At 71.7% G+C, this 20,280-nt stretch carries 18 protein-coding genes; 16 read left to right on the top strand and 2 right to left on the bottom strand.

Annotation, left to right across the window (positions count from 1 at the left end; all coding sequences use genetic code 11):
* Positions 1-134: 134 nt before the first annotated feature.
* From C1J01_RS08315 to C1J01_RS08245, 16 genes are all read left to right on the top strand, one after another.
* Complete coding sequence (locus C1J01_RS08315) at positions 135-1,817, top strand: alkaline phosphatase D family protein (RefSeq protein ID WP_111177788.1); 1,683 nt, start codon at positions 135-137, stop codon at positions 1,815-1,817.
* Between the two features lie 90 nt (positions 1,818-1,907).
* Positions 1,908-2,330 (top strand): MarR family winged helix-turn-helix transcriptional regulator, encoded by a 423-nt coding sequence (locus C1J01_RS08310; RefSeq protein ID WP_111177743.1) that lies wholly within the window; start codon positions 1,908-1,910, stop codon positions 2,328-2,330.
* Positions 2,331-2,438: 108 nt separating this feature from the next.
* Entirely contained in the window at positions 2,439-2,822 is a 384-nt protein-coding gene (locus C1J01_RS51965; protein ID WP_235854331.1) for an MFS transporter, read from the top strand.
* On the top strand, positions 2,789-3,226 hold the full coding sequence (locus C1J01_RS51960; protein WP_235854327.1) for an MFS transporter: 438 nt from the start codon (positions 2,789-2,791) through the stop codon (positions 3,224-3,226). The genes C1J01_RS51965 and C1J01_RS51960 overlap by 34 nt, the downstream gene beginning before the upstream one ends.
* A 643-nt stretch (positions 3,227-3,869) precedes the next feature.
* On the top strand, positions 3,870-4,448 hold the full coding sequence (pdxT, locus tag C1J01_RS08300) for a pyridoxal 5'-phosphate synthase glutaminase subunit PdxT (protein WP_111177741.1): 579 nt from the start codon (positions 3,870-3,872) through the stop codon (positions 4,446-4,448).
* A gap of 3 nt (positions 4,449-4,451) precedes the next feature.
* The gene (locus tag C1J01_RS08295) at positions 4,452-5,201 is read left to right on the top strand and encodes a YebC/PmpR family DNA-binding transcriptional regulator (RefSeq protein ID WP_111177739.1); all 750 of its coding nucleotides are present in this window, start codon (positions 4,452-4,454) and stop codon (positions 5,199-5,201) included.
* A gap of 135 nt (positions 5,202-5,336) precedes the next feature.
* Positions 5,337-7,202: a carbohydrate ABC transporter permease gene (locus C1J01_RS08290; protein WP_111177737.1), complete on the top strand. Its 1,866-nt coding sequence runs from the start codon at positions 5,337-5,339 to the stop codon at positions 7,200-7,202.
* A 12-nt stretch (positions 7,203-7,214) separates the two neighbouring features.
* Positions 7,215-8,357 (top strand): GNAT family N-acetyltransferase, encoded by a 1,143-nt coding sequence (locus C1J01_RS08285; protein WP_235854326.1) that lies wholly within the window; start codon positions 7,215-7,217, stop codon positions 8,355-8,357.
* A gap of 111 nt (positions 8,358-8,468) precedes the next feature.
* Complete coding sequence (gene ruvC / locus C1J01_RS08280; RefSeq protein WP_111177784.1) at positions 8,469-8,999, top strand: crossover junction endodeoxyribonuclease RuvC; 531 nt, start codon at positions 8,469-8,471, stop codon at positions 8,997-8,999.
* A 157-nt stretch (positions 9,000-9,156) separates the two neighbouring features.
* Complete coding sequence (ruvA, locus tag C1J01_RS08275; protein ID WP_111177735.1) at positions 9,157-9,777, top strand: Holliday junction branch migration protein RuvA; 621 nt, start codon at positions 9,157-9,159, stop codon at positions 9,775-9,777.
* A 495-nt stretch (positions 9,778-10,272) separates the two neighbouring features.
* Positions 10,273-11,304 carry a Holliday junction branch migration DNA helicase RuvB gene (gene ruvB / locus C1J01_RS08270; protein ID WP_111177733.1) on the top strand — a complete coding sequence of 344 codons (1,032 nt, stop codon included), beginning with the start codon at positions 10,273-10,275 and terminating at the stop codon, positions 11,302-11,304.
* A 213-nt stretch (positions 11,305-11,517) separates the two neighbouring features.
* Positions 11,518-11,892 (top strand): preprotein translocase subunit YajC, encoded by a 375-nt coding sequence (gene yajC, locus C1J01_RS08265; RefSeq protein ID WP_111177731.1) that lies wholly within the window; start codon positions 11,518-11,520, stop codon positions 11,890-11,892.
* A gap of 91 nt (positions 11,893-11,983) precedes the next feature.
* Positions 11,984-13,759, top strand: a complete 1,776-nt coding sequence (gene secD / locus C1J01_RS08260) for a protein translocase subunit SecD (RefSeq protein ID WP_111177729.1) — start codon at positions 11,984-11,986, stop codon at positions 13,757-13,759.
* 1 nt (position 13,760) lies between these two features.
* Entirely contained in the window at positions 13,761-14,753 is a 993-nt protein-coding gene (secF, locus tag C1J01_RS08255; protein ID WP_111177727.1) for a protein translocase subunit SecF, read from the top strand.
* Positions 14,754-14,936: 183 nt separating this feature from the next.
* Positions 14,937-15,455, top strand: a complete 519-nt coding sequence (locus C1J01_RS08250; RefSeq protein ID WP_111177725.1) for an adenine phosphoribosyltransferase — start codon at positions 14,937-14,939, stop codon at positions 15,453-15,455.
* A gap of 180 nt (positions 15,456-15,635) precedes the next feature.
* Positions 15,636-17,825, top strand: coding sequence for a RelA/SpoT family protein (locus C1J01_RS08245; protein WP_111177723.1), 2,190 nt, complete (start codon positions 15,636-15,638; stop codon positions 17,823-17,825).
* A 1-nt stretch (position 17,826) separates the two neighbouring features.
* On the opposite strand, the gene C1J01_RS51955 is transcribed toward C1J01_RS08245, so the two are convergent.
* The gene (locus tag C1J01_RS51955) at positions 17,827-18,915 is read right to left on the bottom strand and encodes a cupin domain-containing protein (RefSeq protein ID WP_235854325.1); all 1,089 of its coding nucleotides are present in this window, start codon (positions 18,913-18,915) and stop codon (positions 17,827-17,829) included.
* Positions 18,916-19,019: 104 nt separating this feature from the next.
* Entirely contained in the window at positions 19,020-20,249 is a 1,230-nt protein-coding gene (locus C1J01_RS08235; protein WP_111177780.1) for a DUF349 domain-containing protein, read from the bottom strand.
* Positions 20,250-20,280 lie beyond the last annotated feature (31 nt).

Raw genomic sequence — 20,280 nt, 5'->3', positions numbered from 1 at the left:
GGCGGAAATTTCAGGAAAAGGCGGCATCCGCGAAGGATGTCGTCTTTTTTGTCGGTTGGAGTTCACCGACTCGTCATGATTCCCAGTCAAGCTCGGGGCGTCCGGCACCCTTGATCGTCGAGCAGGAGCCACACGTGTCCCGACTGAACCGAAGGCACTTCCTCGTCACCGGCTTAGCGGCGGGCGCCGCCGCAGCGATCCCCGCCGCCACCGCGCACGCCGACCCCGACCCCGCCGCCGAGACCGCCAGGACGCTCGCCTCGCGCGGCCTGCGCACCGACCCGTTCACTCTCGGCGTCGCCAGCGGCGACCCCGACCACGAGGGCTTCGTGCTGTGGACCCGCCTCGCCCAGGAACCGCTGGCCGAGGACGGGCTCGGCGGCATGCCGCAGCGGCCCTTCACCGTGCAGTGGCAGGTGTACGCCGACGAACGCGCCCGCCGCGTCGTCCGCTCCGGCGTGGCCGTGGCCGCGCCCGAGTGGGGCCACAGCGTGCACGTCGAGGTGGACGGGCTGCGCCCCGACGGCGAGTACTGGTACCGCTTCCGCGTCGGCCCGTACGTCTCGCCGCTCGGCCGCACCCGCACCGCCCCGGCACCGGGGTCGTACGGCGGCGCCCTGTCGATGGCGTTCGTCTCGTGCGCGCAGTACGAGCACGGCTACTTCACGTCGTACCGCCGCCTGGCCGAGGACCACCCGGACCTCGTCCTGCACCTGGGCGACTACCAGTACGAGTACACCAGGAACAGCTACACGATCCCCGGCGGCAACGTCCGCCACCACGAGGGCCCCGAGACCGAGACCCTGGCCAACTACCGCCAGCGTCACGCCCAGTACAAGGCCGACCCCGACCTGCAGGCCGCGCACGCCGCCGCGCCCTGGCTGGTCGTCTGGGACGACCACGAACTGGACAACAACTGGGCCGACGAGGTGCCCGAACGGCCGGAGAACCCGCAGCCGAACTTCCTCGCCCGCCGCGAGGCCGCCTTCCGGGCCTACTACGAGAACATGCCGCTGCGCCGCACCTCGATCCCGCGCGGCATCGACATGCAGCTCTACCGGCGCATCCGGTGGGGCCGGATGGCCACGTTCCACATGCTCGACACCCGCCAGTACCGCGACGACCAGGGCTGCGGCGACGGCTACCGCGACTGCCCGGCCGCGGTCGATCCGGCCCGCTCGATCACCGGCGCCGAGCAGGAGTCGTGGCTGCTGGACGGCTTCCGCAAGTCGCGGGCCCAGTGGGACATCCTCGGCCAGCAGGTCTTCTTCGCCCAGCGTGACAACAACGCCGGTCCCGCGAAGATCACCTCGCAGGACGCCTGGGACGGCTACGTCGCCTCCCGTCAGCGGATCACGCAGGGCTGGATCGACGCGGAGGTGCGCAACCCGGTGGTGCTCACCGGCGACGTGCACGCCCACTGGGCCAGCGACCTCAAGCTCGACTACGACGACCCGACCGGGCCCACGGTCGGCTCGGAGCTGGTCGCCACGTCGATCTCGACCGGCGGGGACGGGGCCGACTCCGACCCGGCGCAACACCCGTTCCTGGGGATCAACCCGCACCTGAAGTTCTACAACAACCAGCGCGGCTACGTGCTCACCACGATCGAGCGCGACCGGATGACGGCCGACTTCAAGGTCGTGCCGCGGGTCCAGACGCCCGGCGCCGAGGCGTACACCCGGGCCACCTTCGTCATCGAGGACCGCGTGCCCGGCGTGCAGCAGGCGTACGTGCGCCCGCTCGACCCGGCGCTGCGCATCAGGCAGGAGATGACGGTGGAGGAGACCGTCCGCCTGGAGACCGAACGCCCGTAAGGTGGGCGCTCGCCCGGCTCCGGAGTCCGGGGCCGGGCCTTTTCATGTCATGTCACGGAATATTAGAAAACTAAGTTAGTTGGGCTAAGCATGAGGGACGATCCCACCCACCTGGCCGAGCAGGTCGCCGTGGAGCTGCGGCACCTGGTCTACCTGCTCAGGCGCTACTCCGCCGGCCAGCCCCTGACCAGCCAGCAGTACGGGGTGCTCGGCTCGCTCGAACACGGCCCCCGGCGCATGACGGCGCTCGCCGAGGAGCACGCCGTGCAGCTCCCCACGATGACGGTCCAGATCAACCGGCTGGAGGACGCGGGCCTCGTGGCGCGCGGCACGGACCCGTCCGACGCCCGCGTCAGGACGGTCGAGCTCACCGCCGAGGGCCGCGAACGGCTGCAGAACGTCCGCAGGACGCGGATCGCGAACCTCACCCGCGAACTCGCCGCGCTCACCGAGGAGGAGCGCGCCACCCTCGCCGCCGCCCTGCCCGTCCTGGCCAAGCTCGGCCGCTCGTAGGCAGTCGTAGGCAGTCGTCGGCAGTCGTCGGCAGCGCCCGTCTGCGAGGCCACGCCGAGCCAGGTCTCGCTGCTGTTCACCGGCTACTTCCTGGTGACGGCCGTGGCCATGCTCGTCACCGGCTGGGTCTCCAGCCGCATCGGCGGCAGGCGCACGCTGCCGGCCGGCCTGGCGCTGGTCGTCCACTTCGCCGCGCTGGCCGGGACCTCCACCGGCGTCGCCGAGCTGGTCGGCTTCCGTGCGGGCCGGGGCCTCGGCAACGCCCTGTTCGTGGCCACCGCGCTCGCCGTCATCGTCGACGCCGCCGGCGGCGGCGCGGAATCGGCCATCATCCTGTACGAGGCCGCGCTCGGCCTGGGCCTGTCCACCGGCCCCCTCGTCGGCGCCCTGCTCGGCGACTGGAGCTGGCGGGCGCCGTTCTTCGGCACCGCCACGCTCATGGCCGCCGGCTTCTCGCCGTGCTGCTCGAGCCGGGCGCCAGGCCGACGGTGAGGACCGGGCTCGGCGCGCCGGCGCTGGCGCTGCTGGCCGTCCTCCAGATCGGCATCGCGCTGTCCGGCCACGCGGGCGTCGTCGTCTTCACCGTCCTGGCGGGCATCCCCATCGGCCTGAACAACACCGTCTTCACCGAGTCGGCCATGGCGGTCTCCGACGCCCCGCGGCCCGTCGCCTCGACGGGCTACAACCTCGTGCGCTGGACCGGTGGCGCGCCGGCGCCGTTCATCGCGACCAAGCTGGGCGAGGAGATCGACCCGGGGCTGCCGTACTGGGCCGGCGCCGCCCGCTGCGCGATCGGCATGGCCGTCCTGGTGCTGCGCCGCCGCCACCTGCGAGCCCTGGTCCGCGTGGACGCCGACCACGCCGTCCTCGGCGTCCGCCCGGCTCCCGCGCCCTGACCTCCGCCTGGTCCCCATGCCGTGGGGGACCGGTCCTGACGCTCGCCGCAGAGGCGGCTCCCGCCCCGAGCCGCCGCCTCCGCACGGGCGCACCGGCTCGTGGAGCTGACCTTCCACGGCGGCCACACCGTACGCCTGCCGTCCCGACCCGCCTCGACCACCCGCGAGGCGCGCAGAGCACCGCGGCCGCGGTGGACGGGCGCGCGGGTCGCCGTCGAACCCCACGCGCTGCCCGCCCCGCGCCGGTCCGTCGCGCGTGCCCTCCGCGCCACCCTTCCCTCCTCCGGATCTGCGGTATCGACCTGTTCGTCAGCTCCTCCTACGACGCCCATCAGGCCTGCGCCCCCAACCGCACCCGGCAGATCCGGTGCCTGCTCCAACTCCGACGTGGGGATACCGGACCGTCGGCGGCGGCGACCTCGACGTCGGTGGTCGGCTTCCTGCCCTCGCGGGTCTCCCGCCCAGTGCGCCACGTCGACCCGCCGCCGCGCAGGGATGTTCGCCCCGAGAGGGACCGTGCGCCGGGGTCTCCGACCACGAGGACGTCTTCATGGAGGTGGCTCCGCGGGCGGCCCTAAAGGAAGATGGCAGGGCGTTTTGGTGTTGAATTGTGGAAACCCGTACCCGGACGGAAGGATCGGCTGTGCCCACGATCGGTGTACTCGCTCTCCAGGGCGACGTGCGCGAGCACGCGCGCATGCTCGGAGAGGTCGGCGCCGCGGCCGTCGCCGTGCGGCGTCCCGCCGAACTGGACGCGGTCGACGGCCTCGTCATCCCCGGCGGGGAGTCGACCACGATGTGGAAGCTCGCCGAGACCTTCGACATGCTGCAGCCCCTGCGGATGCGGATCAAGGAAGGCATGCCCGCCTACGGCTCCTGCGCCGGCATGATCATGCTGGCCGACCGCATCGAGGACGGCATCGCCGGTCAGCAGACCATCGGCGGCATCGACATGGTGGTCAGGCGCAACGCCTTCGGCCGCCAGGTCGACTCGTTCGAGTCCGACCTCGACTTCGCCGGCGAGCGGGTGCGCGCGGTCTTCATCCGCGCCCCGTGGGTCGAATCCGTCGGCGCCGACGTCGAAGTGCTGGGCAGGTGCGAGCCTGGGGATAGGATCGTCGCGGTCCGTCAAGGGCCTTTGCTCGCGACGTCGTTCCACCCCGAGCTCACCGGGGACGTCAGCGTGCACCGTTACTTCGTAGACATGGTGAGGGAGCTCTAGGTAATGTCCGGCCACTCCAAATGGGCGACGACGAAGCACAAGAAGGCCGCGCTCGACGCCAAGCGCGGCAAGCTGTTCGCCAAGCTCATCAAGAACATCGAAGTGGCGGCCCGGACCGGTGGCCCTGACCCGGACGCCAACCCCACCCTCTTCGACGCCATCTTCAAGGCGAAGAAGAACTCCGTGCCCAACGACAACATCGAGCGCGCCCGCAAACGCGGCGGCGGCCTCGAGGCCGGCGGCGCCGACTGGCAGACGATCATGTACGAGGGCTACGCGCCCGGCGGCGTCGCGGTGCTCATCGAGTGCCTCACCGACAACCGCAACCGCGCCGCCTCCGAGGTGCGCGTGGCGCTGACCCGCAACGGCGGCTCGCTGGCCGACCCCGGGTCGGTCTCGTACATGTTCAACCGCAAGGGCGTCGTGATCGTCCCCAAGAACGGCCTCGACGAGGACACCGTGCTGATGGCCGTCCTCGACGCGGGCGCCGAGGAGGTCAACGACATCGGCGACTCCTTCGAGGTCATCTGCGAGGCGGGCGACCTCGTGCCGGTGCGCAAGGCGCTGCAGGACGCCGGCATCGACTACGACTCCGCCGAGTCCAGCTTCGTGCCCACCATGAGCGTGCCGCTCGACGAGGAGGGCGCCAAGAAGGTGTTCCGCCTCATCGAGGCACTGGAGGACAGCGACGACGTGCAGAACGTCTTCGCCAACTTCGACGTCTCCGACGAGGTCCTGGCCGCCCTCGACTGACGGCCCCGCGCCGCACACGCCACGGGCCCGGTTCTCCGCCGGGCCCCTTCGTGTGCCGGGGGCTTGTTCGCCCCTCGCGAGCCGACGGCTTTTCGGCGTGCGCGAGGTGGCCGGGTCGGCGTAGGGTCGGGCGACGTGACTTCCCCCAACCCCCCACACTCCGCGTCTCCCGCGCTCGGCTGGCTGCTGGCCGTGCCCGCGCTGCTGGGCACCCTCATCACGCTCGTCCTGCCCACGGGTCAGACGATCTGGCTCAGTTTCCAGCGCGGCGGCGTCCTGCGGGAGAGCACCTACGCGGGGACGGCCAACTACGCCGAGCTGCTCGGCGGCGGCGAGTTCTGGCGGGCGCTGGGGTTCACGCTGTCCCTGACCCTCATCCCGCTGCTGGTGACCGTGGTGGTCGGCCCGCTGCTGGCGCTGGCGCTCGATCGCGCCGGCACGTGGCCGAGGCGGGCCGCACGCATCGCGCTGTCGTTCGCGGTCGTCACGTTCGCGCCGGTCGGGGTCGCGGCCGCCTGGACGCGCGGCCTGATGCCCAACGCGTCCGGCGTCGTCACCCTGGCCGAGGGGCTGCGCGAGGCCGCCACCGCCCCCGGCTCGCTGCGGCTGGTCGTCGCCGCGGCCACGTTCGGCGTCGTGTGCGCGCTGGCCCTCATCGCGTACCTGCCGGTCCTGCGCGGCGGCACCCCTGGGCCCGCGCTGCTCGCCGTCGGGGCGCTGCTCGCGCTCGCCGTCGTCGCCGTCGGGCTGCAGGCGTTCTCGTTCGGCATGGTGCTCACCCGGGGAGGCCCTCAGCGGGCCACAGAGACGCTCGCGGGCCTGTCCTACGACTACGCCTTCCGGATGGCCGAGTTCGGCCCCGGTGCGGCCGTGGCGGCGCTCACGTGGGCGCTCCTAGCCGTGCTCGGCGTCGCCGCCGCGGTCGTCGCGGTCGCCTTCCGGCTGCGCATCACCCTGACGCCGCGCGAGGCGGCCCCCGGCGCCGACGCCTCCTCGTGGGCGTCGCACGACGAGGCCCCGAGCCCGTACGGCGTGCCCTCCGGCGCCGCCGCCACCCAACTCCCCGCGCCTCCTTACGGCGGATCCCCCGGGCAGGGCGCGGCCGGCCCGTACGGCGTGTTCTCCGCGACGGGCCAGGACGCCGCGGCGTCCCCGTACGGAGCCGCGGGGGCGGAGATCCTGCCCGCCGAGCCCGCCAAGGCGGTCGCCGGCACAGGGCACGCCGCGCCCGTGCGGCGGGCGGCCGGGCCGGCCGCCGTGGCCGCCGGGGTGACGGCGCTCGTCGTCGTGGTCGCCGTCGCGCTGCTGTGCGCCTGGCCGTGGATCGACGGCGTGCTGGCCTCGCCCGCCGGCCCGGCGGGCAGCCTGCGCGCCCAGGTCAACACCTGGGTGCCCGCCCTCGCCGGAGCGATCGTCTCGGTGGGCGTGGCCTACCTGGCCGCGCTCGGCATCGGCGGCCTGCGCCCGCTGGGGCGGGGCAGCGAGTGGCTGCTGCTGCTGTTCGCGCCGTGGTTGTTCGCCGGCACGGGCGTCCTCGGCGTCGCCAACTGGCAGAACGCCCGCAACCTCGGCCTCGTCGACACCTTCCCCGCCCTCATCCCGCCCGTGCTGGTGAGCGTGCCGGCCCTGCTGGTGCTCACGCTGCTGTGCAAGGGGCTGGCCGAGCGCACCGACCGCGACTTCTTCGGCGGCGTGTTCCTGCCGTCGCTGCCCATGGCGGGCATCCTCACCGGCGCCGTCACGCTCGTGAACGCCCACGACCTGCTGTGGCCGCTGCTGGTCGCCCAGCATCCCGAGCTGTTCACCGCCCCGGTCGGCCAGATGCACCAGCTCAGCTCGTACGCCGCCCGCACACCCGACGTCGGCGCCGGCACGCCGCTGCTCGTGGTCGCCGTCGCGCTGGCCGCCCTCGTCGCCGCCCAGCTCCTCTACCTCGATCGCCTCGCGATCACGGCCAGGGACGGGGGTCAGGGTTCGCCCTCGTCCGCCCCCGCTGCGTAGGGTTGGCTGCTCGTGGAGATACGTGACCTGACCGAAGCAGACCTCGACGACGTCATCGACGCGCGCAGACGCGCCTTCGGCCCGATACCCGCGGCCGGCCGGGAGAAGTGGCGCCGCATGGTGCTGCCCGCGCTCGGCGAGGGCCGCTACCTCGGGGTGTTCGACGGCACCCGGCTGGCCGCCGCGGCGCGGCTGCGCCGGTTCACGCAGTGGTGGCACGGCAAGCCGCAGCCCATGGCCGGGGTCGCCGGGGTCACGGTCAATCCGGAGGACCGAGGCCGCGGCGTCGGCACCTTCATCATGAAGGCCGTGGTGGACCGCGCGGCGGCGCTCGGCGACGCGGTCTCCGCGCTCTACCCGGCCACCACCGCCATCTACCGGCGGATCGGCTACGAGCACGCCGGAGCCCTGCACACCGTGCGCCTGCCCGCCGAGGACCTGCGCCGGATCACTCCTGCGGGGCAGGTCAAGCTGCGCAGGATGGGCCCCGGCGACGCCGCCGAGGTCGTGTCGGTGCTCCACCGCGTGCACGCCCTCGCCCGCTCCAGCGGCCCGATCTCCTGGGACGAGCACACCTGGGGCGTCCGGCTCGGCGACGCGGACGACTTCCTCTACCTCGCCGACGACGGCTACGTCGTCTACCGCTGGAAGGGCGACGACATCGAGGTCGAGAACCTCGTCGCCGCCTCCGGCGAGACCCTGCGCGCCCTGTGGTCCCTGGTCGGCAGCGCGTCCTCCGTCGCCCGCCACGTCGTGGCCGCCGTGACGCCCGACGATCCGGTGCTGTGGCTGCTGCGCGAGCGCACGAAGGAGGAGGTCGCCCAGATCCGGTGGATGTTCCGGGTGCTCGACGTGCCCGCCGCCGTGGAGCGCAGGGGCTACCCGGCCCACGCCTCCTGCGAGGCCGTCGTCACCGTGGACGACCCGGTCAGGGGCGGGGGCACGTGGCGGCTGGAGCTCGCGGGCGGCTCTGGCGCGGCCACGCCGGTCGACGGGCCCGGCCCCCGGCTGACCGTCAACGGCTTCTCCGCCCTGTACGCCGGCGTCCCGACGGCCACGCTGCGGCTCAGCGGGCTCATGTCCGGCGACGACCGCCATGACGAGGCCCTCGACGCGGCCTTCGCCGCCAAGCCGTACATGCTGGACTATTTCTGAGGCGCCACACCCGGCAGGCCCGCGCTGGACGGGCGATTCGCGGTGCGCGGGCCTTCCGGCAGCGGTAGAGTCTCGTGCGAACAGGTGTTCGGCGGGCGGGAGGGCATGCCGGTGCGGGTGATGGGCGTCGATCCGGGGCTGACCCGATGCGGCCTCGGCGCGGTCGAGGGCCGGCCGGGGGCGCCGCTGTCGATGGTGGCCGTCGGGGTGGTGCGCACCGGCGCCGACGAGGAGCTCGGCGCCCGGCTCGTCGGCATCGAGGCCGGGATCGAGCGCTGGCTCGACGAGGTGCGGCCCGACGCGGTGGCCGTGGAGCGCGTCTTCAGCCAGCACAACGTCCGCACGGTGATGGGCACCGCCCAGGCGGCCGGCATCGCGGTGCTCTGTGCCGCCCGGCGCGGGCTGCCCGTGGCGCTGCACACGCCGTCCGAGGTCAAGGCCGCCATCACCGGCAGCGGCACGGCCGACAAGAAGCAGATCGGCGCCATGGTCACCCGCCTGCTGCGGCTGAGCGAGATGCCGAAGCCCGCCGACGCCGCCGACGCGCTCGCGCTGGCCATCTGCCACGTCTGGCGCGGCGGCGCCCAGCACCGCCTGGCCGAAGCCGTGGCCAGAGCCACCCGAAAGAGCCCCCAGCCGTGAGGCCCGCGTCGTGTCCGGCAGTGGGGCCCGCACCGGGTCCGGCGCGCCGACCGCGGCCGGAGTCAACGGGCGGGCCGATCGAGCGGGATACTCGCATGACCATGACCATGACCATGACCAGCGGGCCGGGAGAGGCAGTGACGGGAGGCGGGCTGCTGTGATCGCGTCGGTGGCGGGCAAGGTGACGGCGATCGCGCCCGACGGGGCCGTGATCGAGGTCGGCGGTGTCGGCATCCTCGTCCACTGCACTCCGGGCACGCTCGCGACGTTGCGGATGGGGGAGGAGGCCAGGCTGGCCACGTCCCTGGTCGTCCGCGAGGAGTCGCTCACCCTGTACGGCTTCGCCACCGACGACGAGCGGGTCGTGTTCGAGCTGCTGCAGACGGCCAGCGGGGTCGGCCCCAAGCTGGCGCTGGCCATGCTCGCCGTCCACACGCCCAACGCGCTGCGCACCGCCGTGGCCGCCGCCGACCTCAAGGCGCTCACCATGGTGCCGGGCATCGGCCAGAAGGGGGCGCAGCGCATCGTGCTGGAGCTGAAAGACCGGCTCGGCACCCCCGAGGCGGCCGTCAACGCGGCCCTCAACGGTGAGCGGCACTCGGCGGCGTGGCGCGAGCAGGTCCACTCGGGGCTCGTGGGCCTCGGCTACTCCAGCAAGGACGCCGACCAGGCGATCGCCGCCGTGGAGCCCGACGCCGACGCCGACCTCGCCGCCGGCCGCCAGCCCCAGGTCGCCGCCCTCCTCAAGGCCGCCCTGCGATCCCTGAGCATCCGATGACCCCTCACCCTGCCTTGGACGCACCTCCCCATCCGTCCGGGCACACCGCCCGATGGGCTCGTCGCCTTCGCCCCGGGTACGGCGGCTTGAGGGCTTCTCGCCTTCGGCCCAAGGACGACGCTTCGGCTGCCCCGGAGCTTCCGTCCGAGCACGCCATCTCGGGCGTCTGCCACCTTCCGTTGAAGCACGGCGCCTCGGGTGGCTTTCGCCTTCTGCTGGGGCACGGTGCCTCGGGTGTCTCTCGCCTTTTGCCGGGGCGCGGCATCTCGGGTGGCTTTCGCCTCCTGCCGGAGCACCCCGCTCTGGGGGCCCCGCGCCTTCTGCCTGAGCGCGGCGCTTCGGGTGGCCCTTGCCTTTCGTCCGAGCGCGGCGTCTCGGGTAGCCCGTATCGGCTCGTCGGGTACGCCGGCCTGCCGGGCCGCAGGGATGAGACGGGAGGCGGGGGTTGTGGTAGGGAGTGGGCCGGTGGTGTGCGTGAAGGGAGGAGGTGCCGGCGTGGGGTTTGAGCGGGAGATCCTGTCGCCCGACGCCGGAGGCGACGAGCTGCAGATCGAGGCGGCGCTGCGGCCCAAGCGCCTCAGTGAGTTCATCGGCCAGGGGCGCGTCCGTGAGCAGCTGTCCCTGGTGCTCGAGAGCGCGCTGCGCCGGCAGCGGCCGCCCGACCACGTGCTGATGAGCGGCTCTCCCGGCCTGGGCAAGACCACCCTGGCGATGATCATCGCAGCCGAGCTGAACGCCCCGCTCCGCATCACCTCCGGCCCGGCGCTGGAGCGCGCCGGCGATCTCGCGGCCATCCTGTCGACCCTCACCGAGGGCGAGGTGCTGTTCATCGACGAGATCCACCGGATGGCCAGGCCCGCCGAGGAGATGCTCTACCTCGCCATGGAGGACTTCCGGGTCGACATCGTGGTCGGCAAGGGCCCGGGCGCCACCGCCATCCCGCTCGAGATCGCGCCCTTCACCCTGGTCGGCGCCACGACCCGCGCCGGGCTGCTGCCCGCACCGCTGCGCGACAGGTTCGGCTTCACCGCCCACATGGACTTCTACGACGTCGCCGAGCTCGAACAGGTGCTCTACCGTTCGGCCCGGCTGCTCGGCGTCACGCTTCCCGTGGAAGGCGCCCATGAGATCGCACGCCGCTCCCGCGGCACACCGCGCATCGCAAACCGGCTGCTGAGGCGCGTACGCGACTTTGCGGACGTTCGCGCTGATGGAGTGATAAATCGGGAAATTGCAGCGGCGGCGCTGAATCTTTACGAAGTTGACGCCGAAGGGTTGGACCGGCTCGACCGGGCGGTCCTCGGCGTGTTGCTGAAAAACTTCGGCGGCGGCCCCGTGGGCCTGTCCACCCTGGCCGTGGCCGTGGGGGAGGAGCCGGAAACGGTGGAAGTGGTGGCCGAGCCGTTCCTCGTACGCCAGGGCCTGCTGGCCAGGACCCCGCGCGGCCGGGTGGCCACCGCGGCGGCCTGGATCCACCTCGGGCTGACCCCGCCGCCTGATGCGTTCGGAGCGACCGATTTGGCCTGATCACAGATCGGTTGCAACCGTTTCAAAATGGGAACTTCCCCGCGTGCCGAAACGCTGCCTCGTTGCCGCGTTTCGCAACAAGCGCCTACACTCCGTGGCTTGGCTGGCTGTGTAGGCTGACGGGCTGATGCGGCGCGGCCCGACGCTGCGCACGGAATTTCCGGCGCCAGGCCGGTGTCAACTCCTTGTACGACAATTGGAAGGTCGCCCCTTATGGACCAACTCACTAGCATCCTGCCGCTGATTCTGCTGGTGGTGGTGTTTTACTTCTTGCTGATCCGGCCTCAGCGCAAGCGTCAGCAAGAGGCGATCAAGATGCAGAACTCCCTGACGCCCGGCACCCGCGTCATGACGACCACCGGTCTGTTCGCTACCGTCGTCGCGGTGGACAATGAGGATGTCATCCTCGAGGTCGCGCCAGGGATCGAGACCCGCTGGGTCAAGGCGGCCATCGGTCGGGTCGTGACGCCAGGCGACGCTCCGGCGGACGAGCCGGTCGCCGACGGGTCCGGCGAGGAGGACAAGACGGAGTCCGAGGCCGCCGTGGAGCGTAACGGGGACCAGGACTCCAACACCAAGCGGTCCTGACTAAGCTCTGCGACAAACCTCTATCTGAAAGAACTGACGACCAGTGGCCCGATCGACCAGCAGCCACAGCCGACCGGGGCGTACGCTCCTCGTGCTTCTGGCGCTCATCCTCGCCCTGGGCGGGACGATGTTCCTGCAGAAGGCGTACACGCCCAAGCTGGGGCTCGACCTCGCCGGCGGCACGACGGTGACTCTGTCACCGGTGACCCAGAACAACGCGGCTCCGCCGGACGAGATCCTCGACCGCGCGGTGAGCATCATCCGCGACCGGGTCAACGGCACCGGGATCTCCGACGCGGAGGTCGCCAAGTCTGGCGACAACATCATCATCTCCATCCCGGGAGTCGGGCAGAGCGAGGCCATCAAGCTGGTCGCCACCACCGCGGAGCTGCGTTTCCGCCAGGTGCTGGCCATGGCGGCAACGCAGCTCCCGCAGGAACTCGCCACCAACGCCCCGACCCCCTCGGCCTCGCCGTCGGGGTCCGCGAGCCCGTCCGCCTCGCAGTCGGCCGGGGCGCCGCAGACCAGCGCCCAGCCGAGCGCCTCCCCGACGGGCAAGGCGCTGTCGTCCGCGCTGACGGCCCCGACGCCGGCCCCGTCCGGCTCCGCCGAGCCCTCCGAGCAGCCCTCGCGCGGTCAGGGCGGCAGCCAGAAGGACGCCCCCAAGAACCAGGACGCCAAGAACCAGGACGCCAAGAACCAGGACGCCAAGGCCACGCCGTCGCCGAGCCCCACCGGCCAGAGCGGCACGCCGTCGCCTGAGGAGCTCGGCATCGACACCACCGGCATCGACCCGGCGGTGCTCGAGCAGTTCAACAAGCTCGACTGCTCCGACCCGGCCAACCGCGGCCAGGGTGTCCAGGACGACCCCAACAAGCAGTACGCCGCGTGCGAGACCGACGGCAGCTTCAAGTACGTCCTCGACGTCGCCAAGGTCGTCGGCACCGACATCGACACCGCCTCCGCGGGCGTCCGCCAGGGCACCGTCGAGTGGGTCGTCCAGCTCGACTTCAAGAGCAAGGGCGCCAGCGAGTGGAGCAAGCTCACCACCGAGGCGTTCAACTCGCCCGAGCCGCGTAACAAGGTCGCGGTCGTGCTCGACGGCGTCGTCATCACAGCCCCCAACATCATCAGCCCGATCCCCGGCGGGCGGGCCGAGATCACCGGCGGCTTCGACCAGGCCAGCGCCACCACCCTGGCCGACCAGCTCAAGTACGGCGCGCTGCCGCTGAAGTTCAACCGCAGCTCGGTCGACACGGTCTCCTCGACCCTCGGCCAGGACCAGCTGCTCGGCGGCCTGATCGCGGGCCTCATCGGTCTCGTCCTCGTGGTCGTCTACTGTCTGCTCTACTACCGCGGTCTCGGCATCGTGGCGGTGCTGAGCCTCGTGGTCGCCACGATCATCACCTACACCTCGGTCGTCGTGCTCGGCCACAACGCCGGCTTCCGGCTGTCGTTGCCGCACATCATCGGCCTGGTGGTCTCGATCGGCATCACCGCCGACTCCTTCATCGTCTACTTCGAACGCATCCGCGACGAGATGAAGGAAGGCAGACGCACGCTCCGCGCGGCCGTCGAGGTGGCCTGGGTCCGTGCCCGGCGCACGATCCTGATCGCCGACGCCGTCATGTTCATCGCGGCCATCGTGCTGTACTTCCTCGCGGTGGGCGGTGTGGCCGGGTTCGCGTTCGCGATGGGCCTGACGACGCTGATCGACATCGTGGTGGTGTTCCTGTTCACCAAGCCGTTCATCGCCCTGCTGGCGAGGGTGAAGTTCTTCGCCAAGGGCCACCCGCTGTCGGGTCTCGACGCCGAGCGCATGAGCGAGACGCACACCGGCCGCACGACCACCCCGCAGGAGGCCTGAGATGGGACTGGGGCGCCGCCTCTACCGAGGCGAGATCGACGTCGACTTCGTCGGCAAGTGGAGGCTCTGGTACAGCCTGTCGGCCATCCTGCTGCTCATCTCGATCGCGGGTCTGGTGTTCAACGGGCTCAACCTGGGCGTGGAGTTCAGGGGCGGCACGGTCTTCTCGTTCAAGGCCCCGCAGGCCACCGTCGAGCAGGTCCGCGCCACGGTCCTCGACGAGGGCGTGCACCAGGCGATCGTCCAGGAAGCCGGCGACGGCTGGCGGGTGACCACCGAGAGCCTGCCGGAGAACACCACGGCGCAGGTGCAGTCCGCGATCGCGCAGGATCTCGACACCCCGGCGGGTGAGATCAGCATCCAGTCGATCGGCCCGTCCTGGGGCGGTGAGGTCTCCCAGAAGGCCTGGATCGGCCTGGGCGTGTTCATGCTGGCGATCATCTTGTACCTGTCGATGGCGTTCGAGCCGAAGATGGCGCTCGCCGCCATCGTCGCGCTCTTCCACGACCTGGTCATCACGGCCGGCATCTACGCCTGGTCGGGCTTCGAGGTCACGCCCGCGACGCTGCTGGGCTTCCTGACCATCCTCGGTTACTCGCTCTACGACGCGGTCGTGGTGTTCGACATGATCAAGGAGGTCACGGCCAAGCTGGGCCACACGTCGAAGCAGACCTACTCGATGGCGGCCAACGACGCGCTCAACCACACGCTCATCCGGTCGCTGAACACCTCGCTGGTCGCGATCCTGCCGGTGGCGGCGATCCTGTTCATCGGCACCACCCTGCTCGGCGCCGGCACGCTGAAGGACCTGTCGCTGGCCCTGTTCGTCGGCATGATCGTCGGCACGTACTCCTCGATCTGCGTGGCCACGCCGCTGCTGGTCACGCTGAAGGAGCGCGAGCCGAAGTACCAGGCCATCGCCAGGAGGATCGCCTCCACCAGCGGTGGCAAGGGGACGAAAAGTTCCAAAAGCGCAGCGGTAGCCAAGGGTTAGCAGCCCCGTACGACGCCCTCGCCCGTTGTCCGGGCGGGGGCGTCTTCGTGTCCCGGGACGGCGGCGCGAGGGCGTCAGCGGGCCTCTCAGGCGTCCTGAGAGTGTTCTCACGCCCGCGGGCGGTTCTGGCGGGGGCCGGAATGCACCATCATGGAGCCCGGCACACGACGAGCGAGGAGCGCCATGACCGAGCTGAGCACGATGATCCTGGAGCGCATCAGGGACGTCCCCGACTATCCCAGGCCGGGAGTCGTGTTCAAGGACATCACCCCGCTCCTGGCCGACCCCGTCGCGATGGCGGCCGTGGTGGAGGAGCTGGCCGGCACGCTCCAGGCCGACAAGATCGTGGGGATCGAGGCGCGCGGGTTCATCCTGGCCGCGCCGGTGGCGTACCGGGCGGGAGCGGGGTTCGTGCCCGTGCGCAAGAAGGGGAAACTGCCCGCCGCGACGCTGGAGGAGTCCTACGATCTGGAGTACGGCTCCGCCACCATCGAGGTCCACCGCGACGCCTTCGCGCCCGGCGACCGGGTGCTCATCGTCGACGACGTGCTGGCCACCGGCGGCACCGCCAAGGCGGCGGTGGAGCTGGTGGAGCGGGCCGGGGGCGAGGTCGCCGGCTTCGCCGTGCTGATGGAGCTGGCCTTCCTCAAGGGACGGGAACGGCTGGCGGGAGTGGACGTGCGCTCTCTCGTGACCGTCTGATCGGCCCGCGAAAGTCCAGGTGCGGCGCCTGGATACACTGGGGGGATCTGGACTCGAACGTGAGGAGTCACTGCGTGAGGAGTCTGTGTGCCCCGTGATGCGGTCGTGCCCGACGTAACCGACAACGCCGAGGCGCCCGGCGCACCGGCGGTGCGTCGGCGGCGGTTTGGGGGTGGGGCGATGAACCCGGTGCTGGAGCCGCTGTTCCGCACGGTCCGCGCCACCCACCCCAAGGCCGACCTGCGCCTGATCGAGCGCGCCTACGACGTCGCGGCCTACCACCACCGCGACCAGAAGCGGAAGTCGGGCGACCCCTACATCACCCACCCGCTGGCCGTGGCCACCATCCTGGCCGAGCTCGGCACCGACGACGAGACGCTGTGCGCGGCGCTGCTGCACGACACGGTCGAGGACACCGCCTACAGCCTCGACGAGCTGCGCGGCGACTTCGGCGACACGATCGCGTCACTGGTCGACGGGGTCACCAAGCTCGACAAGGTCAAGTTCGGCGACGCCGCGCAGGCCGAGACCGTGCGCAAGATGGTCGTCGCCATGTCGCGCGACATCCGCGTCCTGATCATCAAGCTGGCCGACCGGCTGCACAACATGCGCACGATGCGCTACCTGCCGGAGCACAAACGCCACCAGAAGTCCCGCGAGACGCTGGAGATCTTCGCCCCGCTGGCCCACCGCCTGGGCATGAACACGATCAAGTGGGAGCTGGAGGACCTCGCCTTCGCGATGCTCTACCCCAAGCGCTACGACGAGATCGCGCGCATGGTGTCGGAGCGGGCGCCGCGCCGCGATCTCTTCCTGCAGGAGGTCATCGAGAAGGTCTCGGGCGACCTGCGCGAGGCGAAGATCCGCGCCGTGGTCAAGGGCCGGCCGAAGCACTACTACTCGGTCTACCAGAAGATGATCGCGCGCGACGTGGCGTTCGACGACATCTACGACCTGGTGGGCATCCGCGTGCTGGTCGACACCGTACGCGACTGCTACGCGGCGCTCGGCACGATCCACGCGCGGTGGAACCCGGTGCCGGGGCGGTTCAAAGACTACATAGCGATGCCCAAGTTCAACATGTACCAGTCGCTGCACACCACGGTGATCGGTCCCGAGGGCAAGCCGGTCGAGCTGCAGATCCGCACCCACGCGATGCACCACAGGGCCGAGTACGGCGTGGCCGCGCACTGGAAGTACAAAGAGGAGGTCGGTGTCCCCGGCCCCACCGGCAAGGTCAAGCCGGGCAGCGACATGGCCTGGCTGCGCCAGCTCCTCGACTGGCAGAAGGAGACCTCCGACCCGGGCGAGTTCCTCGAGTCGCTGCGCTTCGACCTGTCGGTCTCCGAGGTCTATGTGTTCACCCCGAAGGGCCAGGTCATCGCCCTGCCCGAGGGCGCCACGCCGGTCGACTTCGCCTACGCCGTGCACACCGAGGTCGGTCACCGCTGCATCGGCGCGCGGGTCAACGGGCGGCTGGTGCCGCTGGAGTCGCGGCTCGGCAACGGCGACACGGTCGAGATCTTCACCTCCAAGTCGCCCGACGCCGGGCCGTCGCGCGACTGGCTGAAGTTCGTCAAGTCGGGCCGGGCCCGCAACAAGATCCGGCAGTGGTTCTCCAAGGAGCGCCGCGAGACCGCGATCGAGGCGGGCAAGGAGGCCATCGGGCGGGCCATGCGCAAGCAGGGCCTGCCGCTGCAGCGGCTCATGTCCGGCGAGGCGCTCCTGGCGCTCGCCCGCGACCTGCACTATCCCGACGTGTCCGCGCTCTACGCGGCCGTGGGGGAGGGGCACATCGCGGCGCAGTCGGTCGTGCAGAAGCTGGTGGCCTCGATCGGCGGCGTCGACAGCGCCGAGGAGGACATCGCCGAGACCTCGCTGCCGACCCGGCTGCGCGGCCGTCCCCGCGGCGGCGGCGCGGGCGTGGTCGTGGCGGGCGACGCCGACGTGTGGGTACGCCTGTCGAAGTGCTGCACCCCGGTGCCCGGCGACGAGATCGTCGGCTTCGTCACCCGGGGCCACGGCGTCTCGGTGCACCGCGCCGACTGCAGCAACATCCAGCAGCTCAAGGCGCAGCCCGACCGGCTGGTGGAGGTCAGCTGGTCGCCGAGCGACGACAGCGTGTTCCTGGTGGCCATCCAGGTGGAGGCGCTCGACCGGCCGCGGCTGCTGTCGGACGTCACGCGTACGCTGTCCGACCAGCATGTCAACATCCTCAGCGCCTCCGTCACGACCTCGCGCGACCGGGTGGCGATCAGCAAGTTCACCTTCGAGATGGGCGACCCCAAGCACCTCGGTCACGTGCTCAAGGCCGTCCGCAACATCCAGGGCGTCTTCGACGTCTACCGCGTGAGCGGCGCCGGCGGCTGAGCTAGCCCTTCAGGCTCGGCAGGTTGACCACGACGGCCTCCTGCGTGCTGCGCGCGATCACGACGACGGCCTCGCGCGCCGGGTCGGGGTTCTCCTCGCGATGCGGCACGTACGGCGGCACGAACACGTAGTCGCCCGGCTCGGCGTCGACGCGCGTCTCCTTGCCGTCCTCCAGGAAGACGAACGACGGTGTGCCGCTCACCACGTAGATGGCCGTCTCGGAGGCGCCGTGGTGGTGGTCGGAGGAGCGCGTGGCGGGGGCGACGTGGGTCTGGCCCATCCACAGCCGCGCCGATCCGGTGGTCGCGCCGCTGATCGCGGCCAGCCGGCGCATGCCGGAGCTCTGAGCCGTCTCTTCCGAGAGCTCTCCTGCGGGCACGTGACGCAGCGTCTGGTGGAAGGGGTCGCCTTCGGCCCGGTAACCCTCCCACAGACGTCCTCCGGCCCGTTCGAGCACTCTCGTGGCGACGGCCGTCAGGCGTACGGGGTCGTCATGGGCGGCGAGCAGCTCCTCGGCGAGGGCGGGGTCGTGCGCGCGCAGCTCGCGCAGCAGCCACTTCCCGCTGCCCTGCCACCTGCGGCCCAGGCCGAGCGCCGTGCGGGCGGCGGCCTGCACGACCTCCCAGCGGATGAACGCCTCCTCACCGGGATCGCTCGCCCCCGCCAGGTCGTCGAGCACGTCGGACAGCTCGTAACGGGCGCGTTCGGCCTGGCCCGGCGTCAGCCCGCCGGGGCCCGCCGACAGGCGCTCGCCGAGCACGCCCTGCAGGTCGCTGGCCCGGCCGCCCGTCCGGTCGGTGAGCACCGCGCCCTCGGCGCAGATGCGCGCCAGCGTCGGGCGGCGGCGGTCGAAGTCCTTGTCGAGGTAGGCCTCGAGGCTCGTCTCGCTGTGCACGAGCAGCTCGACCGGCCAGTCGTGCCACCGCAGCGATTCGCGGTAGGGGACGGCCAGGCCGTCGAGCACCACGACGACGTCGAGATCGGAGGTGGACGTGCGGTGCTCGGTGAGCACGCTGCCGCCGACGAAGGCGTACAGGGCGCCCGGGAACATCTCCTCGACGAGGGCGCGCGCTGCGGTGACGGGATCCATGCCCTCAGCCTAGGTCTCCGCCCCCGCCCGCCGCCGCCCGATTCCCCGACAGGGGGCGGGCGCCGGCGGGCGGATCGGCGAGGGAGGAGTGCGGGAGAAGGACCTCAGCTGAACTCGGCGAGGGTGCGCTCCGCCTCCGCCAGCCACGAACGGCGGGCGGTCAGAGCCTCCTCTGCCTCCTTGACGTCCTTGGCGCGCCCGGCGGCCTGGGCCTTGGACAGCCGCTTCTCCAGCTGGTCGATGGACGTGCGGAGCTGGTCGACCGTGCTCTGGGCGCGCGCCCTGGCCTCGGGGTTGGAGCGCTTCCACTCGGCGTCCTCGGCCTTGCGCACGGCCTCGTCGATCTTGCGCAGCCCGCCCTCGAGCCGGTCGCGCTGGTCGCGCGGCACCGGCCCGGCGGCCTCCCAGCGCTCGAGGATGCCGCGCAGCGCCGCCCTGGCCGTGCGCGCGTCGGTCACCGGCAGGATCTTCTCGGCCTCGGCCAGCAGCTCCTCCTTGACCTGCGCGTTGGCGGCCAGCGAGGCGTCGCGCTCGGCGAAGACGGCGGAACGGGCCTGGAAGAACAGGTCCTGGGCGGCCTTGAAACGGGCCCACAGCTCGTCCTCGGCCTCGCGCGAGGCGCGACCGGCGCTCTTCCACTGCTGCATCAGGTCGCGGTAGGCCGCCGCGGTCGCGCCCCAGTCGGTCGAGCCGGAGATCGCCTCCGCCTCGGCCACGATGCGCTCCTTGGCCGCCCGCACGCCCTCGCGCTGCTCGTCCAGGCCCGCGAAGTAGACCTTGCGCCGCTTGGCGAACGCCGTGCGCGCGGCCGACAGCCGCTTCCACAGCTGGGCCTCGGTGACCCGGTCGATGCGGTCGGCGGCCTTCCACTCCTCGACGAGCTGGCGCAGCCGCTCGCCGCCGGACTTCCAGTGGGTGGTCTCCTCCGCGATGCGCTCGGCCTCGGCGACGATGCGCTCCTTGACCGCCCTGGCCTCGGCGCGCGCCCGCTCGCGGGCCGCCTTGACCTCCTCGCGCCGCTGCGCGACCAGCTCCGTCAGGCCGTCGAGCCGGGCCGTCAGCGCGGCCAGGTCGCCCACCGCGTGGGCGTCGGCCACGGCCTCGCGCAGCTTGGCGATGCTCGCCTCGGCCTGGGCCGGGGCGAGGTCGGTGCCCTTCACGCGCTGCTCCAGCAGCTGCACCTGGCCGGCCAGCTCGTCGTACTTGCGATGGAAGTAGGCCAGCGCCTCTTCAGGTTCACCGGCCTGCCAGGAGCCGACGGCCCGTTCTCCCTCAGCCGTACGCACGTAGACGGTGCCGTCGTCGTCTACCCGGCCCCACGGGTCGGTGCTCACCGTGTCCTCCCGCACTCTCCATCAGACCCTT

Source organism: Nonomuraea aridisoli (genome assembly GCF_003236395.1).
GTDB lineage: Bacteria > Actinomycetota > Actinomycetes > Streptosporangiales > Streptosporangiaceae > Nonomuraea > Nonomuraea aridisoli.
Note: the sequence above shows the minus strand (reverse complement) of the source record. Positions and strands in the feature narration are given on the sequence as shown.

Excerpts from the sequence above, each read along its gene's own strand:
- C1J01_RS08310 (WP_111177743.1), top strand. The coding sequence starts at position 1,908 with ATGAGGGACGATCCCACCCACCTGGCCGAGCAGGTCGCCGTGGAGCTG.
- C1J01_RS08250 (WP_111177725.1), top strand. The coding sequence starts at position 14,937 with ATGACCGAGCTGAGCACGATGATCCTGGAGCGCATCAGGGACGTCCCC.
- C1J01_RS08295 (WP_111177739.1), top strand. The coding sequence starts at position 4,452 with ATGTCCGGCCACTCCAAATGGGCGACGACGAAGCACAAGAAGGCCGCG.
- yajC (WP_111177731.1), top strand. The coding sequence starts at position 11,518 with ATGGACCAACTCACTAGCATCCTGCCGCTGATTCTGCTGGTGGTGGTG.
- C1J01_RS51965 (WP_235854331.1), top strand. The coding sequence starts at position 2,439 with ATGCTCGTCACCGGCTGGGTCTCCAGCCGCATCGGCGGCAGGCGCACG.
- secF (WP_111177727.1), top strand. The coding sequence starts at position 13,761 with ATGGGACTGGGGCGCCGCCTCTACCGAGGCGAGATCGACGTCGACTTC.
- C1J01_RS51955 (WP_235854325.1), bottom strand. The coding sequence starts at position 18,915 with ATGGATCCCGTCACCGCAGCGCGCGCCCTCGTCGAGGAGATGTTCCCG.
- C1J01_RS08245 (WP_111177723.1), top strand. The coding sequence starts at position 15,636 with ATGAACCCGGTGCTGGAGCCGCTGTTCCGCACGGTCCGCGCCACCCAC.